The 15,400-nt window shown below is 73.2% G+C and carries 16 protein-coding genes; 11 read left to right on the plus strand and 5 right to left on the minus strand.

The annotated features are described in order from the left end of the window. Positions 1-357 precede the first annotated feature (357 nt). The gene (locus tag AB0E07_RS35950) at positions 358-1,041 is read left to right on the plus strand and encodes a glycerophosphodiester phosphodiesterase family protein (RefSeq protein ID WP_362261482.1); all 684 of its coding nucleotides are present in this window, start codon (positions 358-360) and stop codon (positions 1,039-1,041) included. A gap of 3 nt (positions 1,042-1,044) precedes the next feature. On the opposite strand, the gene AB0E07_RS35955 is transcribed toward AB0E07_RS35950, so the two are convergent. Beyond that, on the minus strand, positions 1,045-1,581 hold the full coding sequence (locus tag AB0E07_RS35955) for a GNAT family N-acetyltransferase (RefSeq protein ID WP_362261484.1): 537 nt from the start codon (positions 1,579-1,581) through the stop codon (positions 1,045-1,047). Between the two features lie 82 nt (positions 1,582-1,663). On the opposite strand from AB0E07_RS35955, the gene AB0E07_RS35960 reads away from it, so the two are divergent. Together AB0E07_RS35960 and AB0E07_RS35965 are read left to right on the plus strand one after the other, a co-directional pair. Beyond that, positions 1,664-2,056 (plus strand): VOC family protein, encoded by a 393-nt coding sequence (locus AB0E07_RS35960; protein WP_362261486.1) that lies wholly within the window; start codon positions 1,664-1,666, stop codon positions 2,054-2,056. 110 nt (positions 2,057-2,166) lie between these two features. After that, positions 2,167-2,934: a VOC family protein gene (locus AB0E07_RS35965; RefSeq protein WP_362261488.1), complete on the plus strand. Its 768-nt coding sequence runs from the start codon at positions 2,167-2,169 to the stop codon at positions 2,932-2,934. A gap of 15 nt (positions 2,935-2,949) precedes the next feature. Here the strand turns inward: AB0E07_RS35965 and AB0E07_RS35970 are convergent, their stop codons facing one another. After that, a complete protein-coding gene (locus AB0E07_RS35970; protein ID WP_362261490.1) occupies positions 2,950-3,489 on the minus strand; it encodes a MarR family transcriptional regulator in 540 nt (179 codons plus the stop codon). Continuing rightward, on the minus strand, positions 3,486-5,153 hold the full coding sequence (locus tag AB0E07_RS35975) for an FUSC family protein (protein WP_362261492.1): 1,668 nt from the start codon (positions 5,151-5,153) through the stop codon (positions 3,486-3,488). Before AB0E07_RS35975 ends, AB0E07_RS35970 begins: the two co-directional genes overlap by 4 nt. Before the next feature lie 170 nt (positions 5,154-5,323). Between AB0E07_RS35975 and AB0E07_RS35980 the strand changes: the two genes are divergently transcribed. From AB0E07_RS35980 to AB0E07_RS36000, 5 genes are all read left to right on the plus strand, one after another. Further along, positions 5,324-5,851, plus strand: a complete 528-nt coding sequence (locus tag AB0E07_RS35980; protein ID WP_362261494.1) for a DUF5134 domain-containing protein — start codon at positions 5,324-5,326, stop codon at positions 5,849-5,851. Between the two features lie 72 nt (positions 5,852-5,923). Beyond that, a complete protein-coding gene (locus tag AB0E07_RS35985) occupies positions 5,924-6,862 on the plus strand; it encodes a M56 family metallopeptidase (RefSeq protein ID WP_362261496.1) in 939 nt (312 codons plus the stop codon). A gap of 58 nt (positions 6,863-6,920) precedes the next feature. Continuing rightward, on the plus strand, positions 6,921-7,613 hold the full coding sequence (locus tag AB0E07_RS35990; protein WP_362261498.1) for a phosphatase PAP2 family protein: 693 nt from the start codon (positions 6,921-6,923) through the stop codon (positions 7,611-7,613). A gap of 40 nt (positions 7,614-7,653) precedes the next feature. Beyond that, on the plus strand, positions 7,654-8,385 hold the full coding sequence (locus AB0E07_RS35995; RefSeq protein ID WP_362261500.1) for an HAD-IA family hydrolase: 732 nt from the start codon (positions 7,654-7,656) through the stop codon (positions 8,383-8,385). Between the two features lie 159 nt (positions 8,386-8,544). Further along, positions 8,545-9,285, plus strand: a complete 741-nt coding sequence (locus AB0E07_RS36000; RefSeq protein WP_362261502.1) for a helix-turn-helix domain-containing protein — start codon at positions 8,545-8,547, stop codon at positions 9,283-9,285. Here the strand turns inward: AB0E07_RS36000 and AB0E07_RS36005 are convergent. Further along, positions 9,224-9,715, minus strand: a complete 492-nt coding sequence (locus tag AB0E07_RS36005; protein ID WP_362261504.1) for a DUF6214 family protein — start codon at positions 9,713-9,715, stop codon at positions 9,224-9,226. The genes AB0E07_RS36000 and AB0E07_RS36005 overlap by 62 nt on opposite strands. A gap of 199 nt (positions 9,716-9,914) precedes the next feature. Between AB0E07_RS36005 and AB0E07_RS36010 the strand changes: the two genes are divergently transcribed. Beyond that, on the plus strand, positions 9,915-11,258 hold the full coding sequence (locus AB0E07_RS36010) for an FAD-dependent oxidoreductase (RefSeq protein ID WP_362261506.1): 1,344 nt from the start codon (positions 9,915-9,917) through the stop codon (positions 11,256-11,258). Between the two features lie 98 nt (positions 11,259-11,356). Next, positions 11,357-12,778 (plus strand): nucleobase:cation symporter-2 family protein, encoded by a 1,422-nt coding sequence (locus AB0E07_RS36015; RefSeq protein WP_362261508.1) that lies wholly within the window; start codon positions 11,357-11,359, stop codon positions 12,776-12,778. A 52-nt stretch (positions 12,779-12,830) separates the two neighbouring features. Here the strand turns inward: AB0E07_RS36015 and AB0E07_RS36020 are convergent, their stop codons facing one another. Next, the gene (locus tag AB0E07_RS36020) at positions 12,831-14,156 is read right to left on the minus strand and encodes a PHB depolymerase family esterase (protein WP_362261510.1); all 1,326 of its coding nucleotides are present in this window, start codon (positions 14,154-14,156) and stop codon (positions 12,831-12,833) included. Positions 14,157-14,536: 380 nt separating this feature from the next. Here AB0E07_RS36020 and AB0E07_RS36025 point away from each other — a divergent pair, with 380 nt between their 5' ends. Next, positions 14,537-15,310 (plus strand): pectate lyase, encoded by a 774-nt coding sequence (locus tag AB0E07_RS36025; protein ID WP_362261512.1) that lies wholly within the window; start codon positions 14,537-14,539, stop codon positions 15,308-15,310. Positions 15,311-15,400 lie beyond the last annotated feature (90 nt).

Genomic DNA, 15,400 nt, shown 5'->3' on the forward strand with positions numbered 1-15,400 from the left:
GTACGCGTAGGAGCTTTCCCTCAGCAAGAGGTACCTCGGGAAATCGTCCTGCACACCCCCTATGGTCACCGAAATTTTTCCTGCCGATCGGGATAGAGGCACTCTTCCGGGGTAGGTGCAACGGCCCGGCCGGTCAAGCGCCGCGCGACGCGCCCACGGCCGGGTGAGAGCGGCCGGACACCGTGCGGGACGCCCCGGGCCGGTCCTGACCGGATCCCTCCGTCCGCCGGGCCGATCCGCGGTGTACGCACGGGTTTCATCCACGGTCCCGGCGGTTAGGCTGCGGCACTGTCACGCGAACGTGCCGTTCCGGGTCGGGCGCGTGCCGAGCCGCCGTCGACGGAAGCGAGTCGAACCTTGAACTTCCTCACCATCGGTCACCGCGGAGTCATGGGTGTCGAACCCGAGAACACCCTCCGTTCCTTCGTCGCCGCCCAGCAGGCCGGCCTCGACCTCATCGAACTCGATCTGCACCTGAGCAAGGACGGCCACCTCGTCGTCATGCACGACACCGACGTGGACCGCACGACCGACGGCAACGGCCCGATCGCCGAGAAGACCCTCGCCGAGCTGCGCGCCCTGGACGCGGGCAGGGGCGAGCGCGTGCCGGTCTTCGAGGAGGTCCTGGACGCCGTGACGGCGCCGTTGCAGGCGGAGATCAAGGACGTGGCCGCGGCCCGGGCGCTCGCCGACGTGATGCTCCGGCGGGACCTGGTCTCCCGGGTGGAGGTGTCCTCGTTCCACGACGAGGCGGTCGCCGAGATCGCCCGGCTGGTGCCCGGTGTGCGGACCGCGCTGATCGGCAGCCGCTACGGCACCGACATCGTCGACCGGGCCGTCGCGGTGGGCGCGGGAACGGTCTGTCTGAACATCCGCCGGATCACCCTGGAGGTGGTCGAGGCGGCCCGCGCCGCCGACCTGAGGATCATCGGCTGGGTGGTGAACACCCAGGAGCACCTGCGGCTGGTACGCGCCCTGGAACTGGACGGGGCGACCACCGACCACCCCGACATCAAGCGCACCGGGCGCTTCACCGCCTGACGGTCAGCCGAGTTCCTTGATCAGCAGCTCGAACCGGAGGTCGTCGCGCTGCGGGATGCCGAAGCGCTCGTCGCCGTACGGGAACGGGGTCATCCGTCCCGTACGGCGGTAGCCGCGGCGCTCGTACCAGGCGATGAGGTCCGCGCGCGCGTCGATCACCGTCATGTGCATCTCGGTGGCACCCCAGTCGGCTCGGGCGGCGCGCTCGGCCTCGGCGAGCACGACCTTGCCGAGGCCCGCGCCCTGGAGGGCGGGACTGACCGCGAACAGCCCGAAGTAGGCGTGGGTGCCCCGGTGTTCGATGTGGCAGCAGGCCACGACGCGGCCGCCCCGCTCCACCGCGAGCACCCGGCTGTCGGCGGCCCCGATGACCTCCAGCACGCCCTGCGGATCGGTCCGCTGCCCCTGGAGGATGTCCGCCTCGGTGGTCCAGCCCTCCCGGCTGGAGTCGCCGCGGTAGGCCGATTCGACCAGCGCGACCAGCGCGTCGACATCGGCCTCGGTGGCGTCGCGGAAGGTCACGGCGGCAGCGGTCTCCATGGGTCGCATCTCCTGTTTCTCGCGTCTCCCGCACGGCACGGGCAGGGACGAGCGTAACCCCCGGCCGCTACGCTCCGGGATCATGGTGCATGTACTGAGCAGCAGAATCCTGCTCCATCCCGTCGACCCCGACCGCTCCCGCGCCTTCTACGGCGATCAGCTGGGCCTGGCGATCCAGCGCGAGTTCGGCACCGGCCCCGAGCGCGGCACCGTGTACTTCCTCGGCGGAGGCTTCCTGGAGGTCTCCGGCCGGTCGGCGGCACCGCCCTCCCCCGCCCTCCAGCTCTGGCTCCAGGTGGCGGACGCGGCGGCGGCGCACGAGGAGCTGCGAGCCAGGGGCGTCGAGATCGTCCGGCCGCCGGTGCGGGAGCCGTGGGGGCTGATCGAGATGTGGATCGCGGATCCGGACGGCACCCGGATCGCCCTCGTGGAGACACCGGAGGACCATCCGCTGCGGTATCGCCCCGGCATCTAGGCCGGGCCTCCGGGCCGGAGCCGTGCCGGGGGTCCCGGCGCGGCTCCGATGGCCCCGGCCGGGCGGGGGCCTTAGCGTGCTGGGGGGGCCGTCCCGCGGGAAGGAACGCCATGAAGCTCGACAGGCCGGTGACCGGCGGGCCCTGCTGGACCGAGCTGGGAACCAGCGATGTGGCGGGCGCCGGGCGGTTCTACGGCCGTCTCTTCGGCTGGCGGACCGAGACGGACCCCCGTCAGGAGGCGGGCGGCTACACGGTCGCCCACCTCGGCGACGCGGCCGTGGCGGCGCTCAGCCCGCTCTACCAGGAGTCGCAGCCGGTCGCCTGGAACGTGTCCTTCCTGGTCGCCGACGCCGACGCCACCGCCGGACAGGCCGAGGCGACGGGCGCGACGGTGCTGGTCGGCCCGATGGACGTGTTCGACATGGGCCGGTTCGCGGTGCTCCTCGACCCGGCCGGGGCGGCCTTCCAGCTGTGGCAGGCCCGCGCGTTCCCCGGCGCCGGCCTGTTCAACGCGCCCGGCGCCCTGGGCTGGGTGGAGCTGATGACCCGCGCCCCGGAACGGGCCGTGGTCTTCTACCGGGCCCTTTTCGGCTGGAGCGTCAACGCCTCCGAGCACTACACCCAGTGGGGCCTGGACGGCGCCGACTTCGGCGGCATGGTGACGATGGACGACAAGTTCCCGCCCGAGGTGCCCGCGCACTGGCTGCCGTACTTCGCCGTGGCGGACGTCGACGCGGCGGCAGCCACCGCGACGGAGGCGGAGGGCGCCGTCCTGATGGAGCCGACCTCCGTCCCCTCGGGCCCGCGGATCGCGGTCCTGCGGGATCCGCAGGGCGCGGTGTTCGGCGTCTACCGCGCCGAGGACTACCCGGACTGATCCGCCCGGCACCCCTCAGACCCGCAGGGCACCCAGCCGTCCCTCCAGCCGCACCAGCAACTCCCCCAGCAGGGCTGCCAGTTGGCCCTGGCCGGCGGTGTCGAGATCGGCGAGCACGGTCGTCTCGTAGGCGAGTTGCTCGGGCAGGATGCCGTCGACCAGGGCGCGTCCCGTGTCGGTGAGGCGGACGTGGGTGACGCGGCGGTCGCGGTCGTCGCCCCGGCGCTCCACCAGGCCGCGCTCGGTGAGCTGTTTGAGACGTTTGGTGACGGCGGCGCCCGAGGAGAAGGTCTCGCGGGCCAGCTCGCCGGGGGTCAGTTCGTGCCCGGTGCGGCGCAGCGCGCCGAGCAGGTCGAACTCGGGGCGGCTGAGTCCGGCCCGGCGCAGCGGGGCGTCCTCGGCCTGCTGGAGGAGGGCCGCGCAGCGGTTGACCCGGCCGATGATCTCCATGGGCCCGGTGTCCAGGTCGGGGTGGACGGCCCGCCATTGCCGGACGACCGCCGCGACCGTGTCGTCCCGCCCGCTCGGCCCTGCTCCCGCCGGGGATGCCGTCATGGTCGTACGCCCTCCGTGGTGCGGTGGTCCGGGCGTGCGGCCCGGTGCCGGGTGGTCGCCGCGAGCGTACGGTGTCCGGCGCGCTCGGCGAGCACCACCCGCTCCTGGGGCAGGTCGAGTCGCCCCCAGGCGCCGGAAGCGGCGTCGACGACGGAGCGCAGTTCGACCAGTGCCGCGGCCAGGGAGCGGTGGGCGGCGTCCACCGCGGTGGGAGCCGGGCACGGCTCGGCGAGCAGCCGGACGGCACGCTCCCGGGCGCGTTCGAGGGCCGCCAGTGCTTCCTCCACGTGGTCACCGGTGCGCCGGTCGGTGACGACGAGGGCCGCGGCGAAGCCGACGAGGGCGCCGACCAGGGTGTCGACGACGCGTTCGGTGATCAGGGTGCCGGGTTCCTGGAAGCCGGTGAACTCCGTGATCAGGAGGGCCATCGGGGTCACGCAGACGCTGCCGAGCCAGTAGTTGCGGCCGATCAGGGCCTCGGCTCCGAAGTTCAGGGCCAGGCAGCACAGGACGAGGGCGGCCGGGCCGAGGTGAACCAGGGGCGCGAGGGCGGCGAAGAAGAGCACGCCGGCGAGGTTTCCGACGACGCGCTGGACGCTGCGGCTCCAGGTCAGGGTGAGGTTGGCCTGGTAGAGGGCGGCGGCGGTGACCAGGGCCCAGTAGGGGCGGCCGATGCCGAGGGCGAGGGAGGCGTATCCGGCGAGGGCGCAGCCGAGGGCGGTGCGGACGGCGAGGGGGGCCAGGAGGCGGAGGCGGGGCCACAGCGGCCGGCGTTCCCGGGCCGCCTCCTCGGCTTCCGCGGCTGCACCGAGGAGTTCGTCGGCGTCCCCGTGCCCGGTGCGCGGGATCGCGCCGGTGCCGCGCAGGTCCCGGGCCCAGCCGCGCAGCCGCTCGGGGTCGGTGTCGGCGGGGGCGGCGAGGGCGACCTCGGCGCGGACGACGAGGCGTTCCAGGGCGCGCCGGGTGGCCGAGCGCCGTCCGGCGCGGAGCAGGGTCTGCCAGGCGGTGTGGATCGCCGCGGCGGCGTGGGCTCGGGCGGGCGTGTGGTCGGGGGTGCCGCCGCCCTCGGCGCGGTGGGCGGTCGCGTAGGCGGCCGCGGCGTTGAGGGCCGCGGCGGTCGCCCGGCGTTCCGGGCCGTGCGGGCGGAGCAGTCCGGGGGCCATGCCGACGGTCCACGCCCAGGCGCCGGCCGCGGCGGCCAGGGTCAGGTGGCCGGGGACCTGGGCGAGGGTCTGCGGTGCGAAGAGGGCGGCGGAGGTGATGAAGGTGAGGACCACGTTGCCGGGCGGGCCGATGCGGGTGGCGTCGCACAGCGCCTTCTGGGCCGCGGCGAGCAGGGCCCCGACGGCGACCAGGACGACCGCGCTGCCGGTGAGCGAGGCGGCGACCAGGGCCACGGCGAGTCCGCCGAGCATCCCGGCGACGACCCCGGCGAGCGTGCGGGCCCGTGCGGCGTAGGGGCGGTTGTGGGCGTAGAGGGCGCACAGCGACCCGGCCATGGTGTACATCGCGAGGTCGAGGCGGCCGAGGGCGAGGAGGGTCAGGTTGGGCGGGGCGACCGCGACGATCACGCTCAGGGCGGGCTTGAACCAGATCTCCGAGGGGCGGCCGAGGCGCAGCGCACCGGCCAGCGGGAGACGTCGGGAGGGGGTCGCACTGCTCATGGCGAATAAGTTTAGCAGGTGTTTTACTCGTGAAATATTTATCCGCGGTCCCGCGCGCTCCGGTGAACGCTCCCCGCGTACCCCCCTGCGCTCGCGTGCGCGCCGCCCGTCCCGGGCAGTCTCCGACCGTCCGGGGGCACGTGCCCGGCGCCGTCGAGCGGGGAGGACGTGTGCATCTACCGGCTTCGTCCGGCTGGCTGCTGGTCGCGCTGTGCGCGGCGACCGGGGCCTACTGTCTGCTGCGCCTGCGCAGCGACGTCGAGGAACAGCGCCGGGCGGCGGGCGGCGAGGCGGTGATGGGCTTCGGCATGGCGGCGATGGCCGTACCGGCCGCGGTGTTCACTCCGCCGTCCTGGGCCTGGCCCGGGTACGCGGCGCTGTTCGGCGCGGCGGCGCTGCACGCCCTGTGGGCGGCGCGGGCGGGCGCCCACCATCTGCACCACCTGGTCGGCGCCTGCGCGATGGTCTACATGGCGGTCACGATGGCCGCCTCCCCCGGCCACGGCTCGGCCGGCGTACCCGTCCTGACCGGCACGCTCCTGCTCTACTTCACCGGGTACGTACTGGTGGCCGGCGTCCGGCTGGTCCCGGTCGCGCCGGGCGCCGGGGCCGTACGGCTGGGCGACCGGCCGGAGTTGGCGCGGGCCTGCCGGCTGTCGATGGGCATCGCCATGGTCGCGATGCTGCTGACCGTGTGAGCCCCGTGGTCTGTGTCACTTTGCCGCGGCCGCCCGTACCCCTCGGCGGTACGCCGCTCATAGGCTGCTCCCATGATGGTCCCCGCGGCACTGCTGCTGCTCGGCGCCCTGACCGCCGTGCTGGCTCCCCGCGTGCTCGCCCGGGCCGATTTCCCCGACCGTGAGCCGGTGGTGGCGCTCTGGGTGTGGCAGTGCGTGGTGGCGGCGGTCCTGCTGTGCTGCGCCCTGTCGATGACCCTCAGCGCGGCCGCCGCATGGCAGGCGGTCCGCGGTCATGTGTTCGCGCCGGCACCGCCGACCGTGGTCGAGGCGTACGCCTTCGGGGTGTCCGGGCCCTGGGCCGCGGTGACCGCGGTGGCGCTGGCCTGCGCCGGGGTGTGGAGCGCGGTGACGCTGGTCCGTGAGATCGCGCGGGCCCGGGCCCGGCGCGGCCGGCAGGAGGCGGAACTCCGCGACCGCGCACCGCTGTTGCCCGGCGAGGAGTCCGGGCCGGACGGACGGCTGGTGGTCCTGGAGAGCGAGCGGCCGGACGCCTGGTGGCTGCCCGGCGCGGTGCCGCGGCTCGTCGTCACCACCGCCGCGCTGCGCCGCCTCAAGGGACGGCAACTGGACGCCGTACTCGCCCACGAGCAGGGTCACGCCCGGGCCCGGCACGACTGGCTGCTGCATTCCTCGGCGGCGCTGGCCACGGCGTTGCCGCAGGTTCCGGTGTTCGCCGGGTTCCGCGACGAGATGCACCGCCTGGTCGAACTCGCCGCCGACGACACGGCCTCGCGCCGCCACGGCCGTCTCACCACCGCGCTGGCGCTGGTCGAACTCAACGAGGACCGGGGCGTGTTCGGCCCCTGCCCCAGTACGCAGGCACACGTGCCCCAGCGGGTGACCCGGCTGCTGACTCCCCCGCGCCGGCTCACCCCGGCCCGCCGGCTGCGGCTGACGGCGGCGGGTGCGCTGGTGCCCGTGATTCCGGTGCTGGTGGCCTTCGGGCCGGGGCTGCGGGCGCTCGGATAGCGCGGCACGGGCTCCCCGGGGTTGGCCTCGCGCATCCCTGGTCGGCGAGTATCGCAGTATGCGCACCCAGTCCGTCGACTCCCCGCCCCGGCCGCCGGTCCCCGCTCCCGCCCGCTGGGCGGCCTGGCTCACCCTGTGCTCCGCGCTGCTGCTCGTCCTGGTCGCCGCCAGGTGGCACCCCCTGATGGCCCTCGACGGGGACATCGCGGAGACCACGCACCGCTGGGCGGTCGACGAACCCGGGCTGACGCAGACATTCCGGATCCTGACGGACTGGGTCTGGGACCCCTGGACGATGCGCCTCCTGTGCGCGGCCGCGGTCGTGTGGCTGCTGTGGCGGCACGCGGCGCGCCGGACGGCGCTCTGGCTCGTGCTGGCCACCGCGCTCGGCACCGCCCTCCAGCAGGGCCTGAAGGCCGCCGTCGACCGCGCCCGCCCCGTCTGGCCCGACCCGGTCGACTCCGCGCACTACTCCGCCTACCCGTCCGGACACGCCATGACCTGCACGGTGGTCTGCGGCCTGCTCCTGTATCTGCTGCACCGCCACGGCGTGGGCCGCACGGTGTGGCGCACGGCGGTGGCGGTGGCGGTGGTGTCCGTGCTCGGGGTCGGACTGACCCGGGTGTGGCTGGGCGTCCACTGGGCCTCCGACGTGGTCGGCGGCTGGCTGCTGGGCGCCGCGCTGGTGGCCCTGGCGGTGCTCGCGCACCGCAGGTGGGCGTCCGGACGTCCGGAAGGCGCGGCGGACTGAATCCCCCTCGCGGCGGATCCGCTCACCGTAGGCTGCGGACATGACGGCCGTCCTGTTCGACTTCTCCGGCACCCTCTTCCGGATCCAGTCCACCGAGTCCTGGCTGCGCGGGGCGCTCACCGAGCGGGAAGTGGACCTGCCCGAAGCGGAGTTGGCGGCCACCGCCCAGGCACTGGAGCGGATGGGGGCGCTGCCGGGCGGGGCGAACCCGTCCTGGCTGCCGGAGGACGTCGCGAGCGTCTGGGGCGTACGGGACAAGAGCAGGGAGTTGCACCGGGCCGCGTACACCGGCCTGTCCCGGCACGTGCCGCTGCCCGACACGGGCCTGCACGACCTCCTCTACGACCGCCACATGGCGCCCGAGTCCTGGCAGCCCTACCCGGACGCGGCCGACGTGCTGCGCACCCTGCGCGAGCGCGGGATCGGCGTCGGCGTGGTCAGCAACATCGGCTGGGACCTGCGCCCGGTCTTCCGCGAGCACGGCCTCGACCGGTACGTGGACGCCTACGTCCTGTCCTTCGAGCACGGGGTGCAGAAGCCGGACCCCAGGCTGTTCCGGGCCGCCTGCGCCGAACTGGGCGCCGATCCGGGCGAGGTCCTGATGGTCGGGGACGACCGCCGGGCCGACGGCGGGGCCGCGGCACTGGGGTGCGCGGTGCACTTCGTCGACCACCTGCCGGTGTCCGAACGGCCCGACGGGCTGCGGCCGGTTCCGGAGCTGGTGGAGCGCCTGTGGGCCGACCGGCGCGCGGACTCGGGCATCGGCGCCTGACCGGTCGCCCCGGGCCACCATCGGGGGAAGTCGCACGCCCCCTTGGGCGATCCCCCGTGTCGCCCAAGGCAGGCGGCAACCCGAAACCCGGACGGCCCAGCGGCCGACCGGCTGCGCCGATTATAGTTGGCTGGCAGCCAGTCAACGCAGGAGTACAGCATGTCCCCGCGCAGCGCCTCGGTCAATGAAGAACTGCGGCGACGTTCTCGGGAGCGGCTTCTTCAGGCGGCGCTCGAACTGGTCGGCGAGCGGGGCTACGAGGCCACCACGCTGGGCGACATCGCGGACCGGGCCGGTTCGGCGCGCGGTCTGGTCTCGTACTACTTCCCGGGAAAGCGCCAGCTCGTCCAGTCCGCGGTGCACCGGCTGATGCACCGCACGCTGGAGGAGGCCCTGGAGCGGGAGCCGCGTACCGAGGACGGCCGGGAGCGGATGGCGCGGGCGGTCGACGCGATCCTGGGGCTGGCCCGCGACCACCCCGTGCTGATGCGCCAGCACATGGCGGGCCTGCTCCAGGCCGAGGGCTTCGTCCAGTGCCCCGAACAGCGCCGCCTCGCCGAACTGCTCCGCGACACCTGCGTCCGGTACGGCTCCCCCGACGTCGACGCCGACTACCCGATGCTGCGCGCGCTGCTCATGGGCGCGGTCTACGCGGCCGTGGTCCCCGGGGTGCCGATGCCCTTGCGCGTGCTGCGCGCCGAGCTGTTCAAACGCTACGGGCTCGACCGGGAGACGGGCCTCCCGCCGGACCCCGACGCCCCGCCCGGCCCGTGCGGCGGCTCCGACCTGTCACGGTTCTTCGCGACCGGCGACGAGCCACCGGCGCCCGGCCGCGACCTCAGCGCCGGGCGTGCCGAGGGGTCAGAAGCCCCGCGTCCCGGGCCTGGGCGATCAGCCTGAGCGACTTGCGGCGGCTGTGCCCGGTCGCGCACATCACCGCCAGCACGGGGTCAAAACCCTCCTCCTGAGCGGCCCGGTACTCCTGCGCGAGCAGCCACCGACCCTCCGCGCCGCGCGGCCACGCGGGCCGTGCCCGGCGCCCCGTACCGGCCGCCTCGTGGCCGAGTTCGACGCCGTCCGCCCCCTCGCAGGGCTCGTCCGGCAGCCCGCAGGCCTCGAACAGCGGCTCCTCGATCCAGTCGGCGAGCACCGACAGGTCGTGCAGGGACAGCGCCGGCTGCGCCCGTACGTCCTCGATGGAGACGCACCCGCCGGCGGACACCACGGCGAGCGCCTCGACCCGGGCACCGTCCGCGAACGCGAGGCGGACCTGGAACCACGAGGTCGCACCCGCGCCCTCCCGCACTTCCCACGCGGGCCACACGGACACCTGGCCATCCGTCGGACAACGATCAGAAAGATTAAGAAAGGATGCTTCTAGCACACACGGAACGTAACCGCATGATCACATTCCATACAAACGAACACGCACGGCCACTCACTGTCGGCACTCTGTCAGCGCAGCCCGCCGGGTGCGATGCTGGAAGCACCAGCGCTCTCCTGAGATCCCACGGGTGAGGAGTTCCGCCGTGCTGCATGTCGCCGTCATCGGCTCGGGGCCGAGCGGGTGCTACACCGCGCAGAGTCTCGTCCAGCTGGATCCCGCCGTCCGGGTGGACGTCCTGGACCGCCTGCCCTGCCCGTACGGCCTGGTCCGGTACGGCGTGGCGCCCGACCACGAGAAGATCAAGTCCCTTCAGAACAACCTGCGCGCGGTGCTGGAGCACGAGCGCGTCCGGTTCCTCGGCGGGGTGCAGATCGGCCCCGACGGGGTCCCGGCCGCGCGACTCCTGGAGCTGTACCACGCGGTCGTGTACTGCGTGGGCGCGGCGACCGACCGGCACCTCGGTATCCCGGGCGAGGAGCTGCCGGGCAGCTGGTCGGCGACCGAGTTCGTCTCCTGGTACAGCGCCCATCCGGACGCGGCCGACGACGGATTCGTCAGCGGGGCCCGGTCGGCGGTGGTGATCGGGGTGGGCAACGTCGCCGTGGACGTCGCCCGCATGCTGGCCCGGGGCTCGGCGGAACTGAGTCCGACGGACATGCCCCAGCGGGCGCTGGCGGCGCTCGCCGCGAGCCGGGTCACCGACATCGCGATGGTCGGCCGGCGCGGCCCCTCGCAGGCCCGCTTCACCACCAAGGAACTCCGCGAACTGGGCTCCCTGCCCGGCACCGACGTCACCGTGGACGCGGCCGAGGCGGCGGCGGACCCGGCCTGGGCGGACCCGGCCGGCCTCCCCGGCGCGCAGCGGCGCAACGTGGAGGTCCTGCGCGGCTGGTCCGGGGCGGCGCCCTCGGGGGCGGCCCGGCATCTCCGGCTGCGCTTCTTCCTGCGTCCCGTCGAACTCCTCGCCGAGCAGGGCCGGGTGGGGGCCGTCCGCTTCGAGCGGACGGCGCCGGACGGCCGGGGCGGCGTGGCGGGGACCGGGCGGTTCGAGGTGATCCGGGCCCAGTTGGTGCTGCGTTCGGTCGGCTATCGCGGAGTGCCGCTGGAGGGACTCCCGTTCGACCCGGCGACCGCGACGGTGCCCCACTCGGCGGGCCGGGTCCTGCGCGACGGCGCCGTCTCCCCCGGCGAGTACGTGGCCGGCTGGATCAAGCGGGGCCCGACCGGGGTCATCGGCACCAACAGACCCTGCGCCAAGGAGACGGTGACCTCCCTGATCGAGGACGCCCCCGCCCTCGCGGGCCGGTCCGTGCCCGCCGACCCGCTGGACGCGCTGCGGGCCGGGGGCCTCGAACCGGTGCCGTGGGAGGGCTGGCGCTCCATCGAGCGCGCGGAGGCGGAACTCGGCGCCTCGCTGGGCCGGCGCGTGGTGAAGCTGGCGGACTGGCAGTCCCTGCTCGACGCCGCGCGCGGGAGGGCCGTTTAGGACCGCAAGCGCCCTCGCGGGGAACTCCGTGGGCGGGACACCCACCGGAAACAGCGCCGAAATCAACAAACTGTTCAAGGCGCCTACGGTCTCGCACCATGACGACGCACCCCGTGGACGAAGTCCCACCCGTACGCCAACTGGCCGCCTTCGGCCTCCAGCACGTCCTCGCGATGTACGCGGGCGCCGTGGCCGTCCCCCTGATCGTCGGCGGCGCGATGAAACTGTCGCCCGCGGACCTGGCCTACCTCATCACCGCGGACCTCCTGGTGTGCGGTATCGCGACCCTCATCCAGTGCGTCGGCTTCTGGCGCTTCGGCGTCCGGCTGCCGATCATGCAGGGCTGCACCTTCGCCGCCGTCTCCCCGATGGTGATCATCGGCACTGAGGGCGGCGGGCTGCCCGCCATCTACGGCTCGGTGATCGTCGCGGGCCTCGCCATCGTGCTGCTGGCCCCGGTCTTCGGCAGGCTGCTGCGCTTCTTCCCGCCGCTCGTCACCGGCACGGTGATCCTCATCATCGGCATCTCCCTGCTGCCGGTGGCGGGCAACTGGGTCGCGGGAGGCGCCGGTTCGGAGGACTTCGGCGCGCCCAAGAACCTCGCGCTCGCCGCGTTCGTGCTGGCGGTGGTGGTCGGCGTGCAGCGCTTCGCCCCGGTCTTCCTGAGCCGGATCGCGGTCCTGGTCGGCATCGTCGTGGGCCTCGCCGTCGCCGTGCCGTTCGGGTTCACGGACTTCGACGGGGTCGCGGACGCGGACTGGGTGGGCATCAGCACGCCGTTCCACTTCGGCGCGCCCACCTTCGAGGCGTCGGCCATCATCGCCATGCTGGTGGTGGCCCTGGTGACGATGACCGAGACCACGGGCGACTTCATCGCGGTCGGCGAGATGACGGACCGCAAGGTCGACTCGCGCTCCCTGTCCGACGGACTGCGCGCCGACGGCCTGTCGACCGTGCTCGGCGGCGTGTTCAACACCTTCCCGTACACGGCGTACGCGCAGAACGTCGGCCTCGTGGGCATGACCCGGGTGCGCAGCCGCTGGGTGGTCGCGGCGGCCGGCGGCATCCTCGTCCTGCTGGGGCTGCTGCCCAAGCTGGGCGCGGTGGTCGCCGCGATACCGGCGCCGGTGCTGGGCGGCGCGGGTCTGGTGATGTTCGGCACGGTGGCGGCGAGCGGCCTGCGGACCCTCGCGCAGGTCGACTTCAAGGGCAACAACAATCTGACGGTGGTGGCGGTCTCGGTCGCCATGGGCGTGCTGCCGATCGGCGTCCCGACGCTCTACGACGAGTTCCCGGACTGGTTCCAGACCGTGATGCACAGCGGGATCAGCGCCGGCTGCCTCACCGCCATCGTCCTGAACCTGATCTTCAACCACCTTCCCTCGAAGGGGACTTCCAGCCCTGAAGCCCCCGAGGCCCCCGAGGCCCCCGAGGGCACTCCCCTCCCCGAGGAGGCACCCGTCGCGAAGGAGGCTCCCGTCTCCGCGGAGGCATCCCCGGTCCGCGAGGACGCGGTCTAGCCGGAGGCGTCACGGCCGTCGGGAGCGCCTGCACCCCCGACGGCCGCGCGGCTCATCCGAGGGTGCAGGCGCTCCCGTTGAGGGTGAAGGCTCCGGGCGCCGCTCCGTTGCCGGTGTGGGTGGCCTGGTAGCCGATGCCGACGCTCGCGTTCGGGGCGATCGTGCCGTTGTAGGAGGCGTTGACCGCCGTGACCGCTCCGGAGGACGGCCCGTAGGTGGCGTTCCAGCCGTTGGTGAGGGTCTGGCCCGCGGGCAGGGTGAAGCCCAGCTGCCATCCGTTGACCGTGGTGGTACCCGTGTTGGTGATCGTCAGCGAGGCGGTCAGGCCGGTGTTCCAGGCGTTGACGGTGACGCCGACCTTGCAGGGGCCGGCCGGGGGCTGGGGCGCGGGTCCGTCGGCGTCGAGACCGAAGTAGGTGATGGCGAGCGGGCCCATCACGCCGTAGCTGTAGAGGTTGTGGCCGATGCCCTGGAGGCTGACGGCCTCCACGGGGGCCTGGTCGCCCGTGCCTCCGTAGCGGGTGCGGGTCCAGCCCGCCCGGGGCGAGTCCGTGACGGCCGGGGTCTGACCGAGGCCGAGCACGTTCGTCCACTGCTCGATCTCCTCGGCGAAGTTGGGATACCGCAGGACGTCGTCCTCGGTGCCGTGCCAGAGCTGCATACGGGGCCGGGGACCGGAGTAGCCGGGGTACGCGGCGCGGACGAGGTCGCCCCACTCCTGCGGGGTGCGGTCGATCGTGCCGCCCGCGCAGGCACTGTTCCACTCGGAGCCGTCGCTGGTGGCGAAGCAGCCGAAGGGCACGCCCGCGAAGGCGGCGCCCGCGCTGAAGACGTCCGGGTACACCCCGAGCAGGACGTTGGTCATCATGGCGCCGGAGGAGATGCCGGTGGCGTAGATCCGCGAGGTGTCGGCCCCGTAGGCCGCTACGGCCCAGTCGACCATGGACTTGATGCCCACCGGATCGCTGCCGCCGTCCCTGGTGAGGGCCTGCGGGGAGGAGACGTCGAAGCACTTGCTCGCGCGGGTGACCGAGGGGTAGACCACGACGAACCCGTACCGGTCGGCGAGCGAGGCGTACTCGGTTCCGGAGTGCATCGCCGGGCCGGAGCCGGTGCAGTAGTGCACGGCTACCAGGACCGCGGGGTCGGCGGTGAGGCTCTCCGGGACGTACACGTACATCTGGAGTCCGCTGGGGTTGGCGCCGAAGCCGGTCACCTCGGTGAGGGTGGCGGCGGGGACCACGTCGGCGCGGGCGGCGGAGGCGGCGGGTGCGGCGGAGGCGGCGGGTGCGCTGACGAACAGCGTCGCGAGTAGCGCCAGGAGCGCCGCGCACAGGGTGGCGGGCCGTCCGGTGGGGGTGCGGGTGGGGGTGGGCACGTCCTTGTCCCTTCTGGTCACGAGTCGTGGCGTTCGGGGGTCCGGGGCGGCCCGGGGGCGCCCGGGAAGGGCATCGTGGCATGGACACGCTCACCATGGAAGCGCTCCCACAGGGTTGGCGAAGAGAGCCCTTGCCTCCCACCAGGAACGACTCGATTCTTTTGACGAAAGCGTTGACCAGAAAGCGCTTACCGCCTACGTTCCGTTCAGCAGGGTGACCGAGCCGCAGCACAACTCCCCCAAAGGGTCACCCTGTCCGCGTGCGGCGTTCCACATGGCATTCGTCGTTCACGTACCTGACCAGCAGGAGCACGCTTCGCCGGTCGACAGTGCCACCGCACGCCCGCATCTGACCCCCACTCAGAAGAAGGCATCGGGACATGACTTCACTGAACACGAGGCGACGCGCCCTGCTGGGCGGCGCCGCCTCGCTCGGCGTCACGCTTGGCATGATCACGACAGGAACGGCCCCGGCGGCGCACGCGGCCACCTGGCCGACGCCCACCAGCAGCCAGGCCGTGAGCTCCACCATCTCCGTCTCCGGGACGGTCGACGGCGGCATGAAGCGGTACTACGGCAGCGGCGCCCTGGCCGGCGACGGCCAGGAGGAGGGCCAGGACCCGATCTTCAAGCTGGCGGCCGGCGCCACGCTGAAGAACGTGATCATCGGCGCGCCCGGCGCCGACGGCATCCACTGCGAGGGCAACTGCACGCTCCAGAACGTGTGGTGGGAGGACGTCGGCGAGGACGCCGCCACCTTCCGCGGCGGGTCCACCTACACGGTGACCGGCGGCGGCGCCAAGAAGGCGGCGGACAAGGTCTTCCAGCACAACGGGCCGGGCACGGTGAACATCTCCAACTTCGCCGTCAGCGAGTTCAAGACGCTCTACCGCTCCTGCGGCGACTGCTCCACGCAGTACACGCGCAAGGTCAACCTCAGCAACATCGAGGTGACCGGCACCGGTTCGACCGCCCGCCTGGTCGGCATCAACGTCAACCGCAACGACGTGGCGACCCTGCGCGGCATCACCATCCTGAACGACTCGAGCCGCAAGGTCGTTCCCTGCCAGAAGTACAACAACACCACCGCGGTCGGCACCGGCCCGGACAGCACCAACTGCCTGTACTCCACCTCGGACATCACCTACCGCTAGATGAGTGAGTCCGATGTTCTCAGTGGTCGTAGGCGATGAGAGATCGTTTGATCTTGGCGCCGGTGGTCCAGTTGTGCCAGATGCCGGCGG

The organism is Streptomyces sp. NPDC048002 (genome assembly GCF_040653275.1).
GTDB lineage: Bacteria > Actinomycetota > Actinomycetes > Streptomycetales > Streptomycetaceae > Streptomyces.

Bases quoted from the DNA above. Each gene is read 5' to 3' on its own strand.
- AB0E07_RS35960 (WP_362261486.1), top strand. From the start codon at position 1,664: ATGGTGCATGTACTGAGCAGCAGAATCCTGCTCCATCCCGTCGACCCC.
- AB0E07_RS36000 (WP_362261502.1), top strand. From the start codon at position 8,545: ATGTCCCCGCGCAGCGCCTCGGTCAATGAAGAACTGCGGCGACGTTCT.
- AB0E07_RS35995 (WP_362261500.1), top strand. From the start codon at position 7,654: ATGACGGCCGTCCTGTTCGACTTCTCCGGCACCCTCTTCCGGATCCAG.
- AB0E07_RS35975 (WP_362261492.1), bottom strand. From the start codon at position 5,153: ATGAGCAGTGCGACCCCCTCCCGACGTCTCCCGCTGGCCGGTGCGCTG.
- AB0E07_RS35955 (WP_362261484.1), bottom strand. From the start codon at position 1,581: ATGGAGACCGCTGCCGCCGTGACCTTCCGCGACGCCACCGAGGCCGAT.
- AB0E07_RS35990 (WP_362261498.1), top strand. From the start codon at position 6,921: ATGCGCACCCAGTCCGTCGACTCCCCGCCCCGGCCGCCGGTCCCCGCT.
- AB0E07_RS35985 (WP_362261496.1), top strand. From the start codon at position 5,924: ATGATGGTCCCCGCGGCACTGCTGCTGCTCGGCGCCCTGACCGCCGTG.
- AB0E07_RS35970 (WP_362261490.1), bottom strand. From the start codon at position 3,489: ATGACGGCATCCCCGGCGGGAGCAGGGCCGAGCGGGCGGGACGACACG.
- AB0E07_RS36025 (WP_362261512.1), top strand. From the start codon at position 14,537: ATGACTTCACTGAACACGAGGCGACGCGCCCTGCTGGGCGGCGCCGCC.
- AB0E07_RS36015 (WP_362261508.1), top strand. From the start codon at position 11,357: ATGACGACGCACCCCGTGGACGAAGTCCCACCCGTACGCCAACTGGCC.
- AB0E07_RS35965 (WP_362261488.1), top strand. From the start codon at position 2,167: ATGAAGCTCGACAGGCCGGTGACCGGCGGGCCCTGCTGGACCGAGCTG.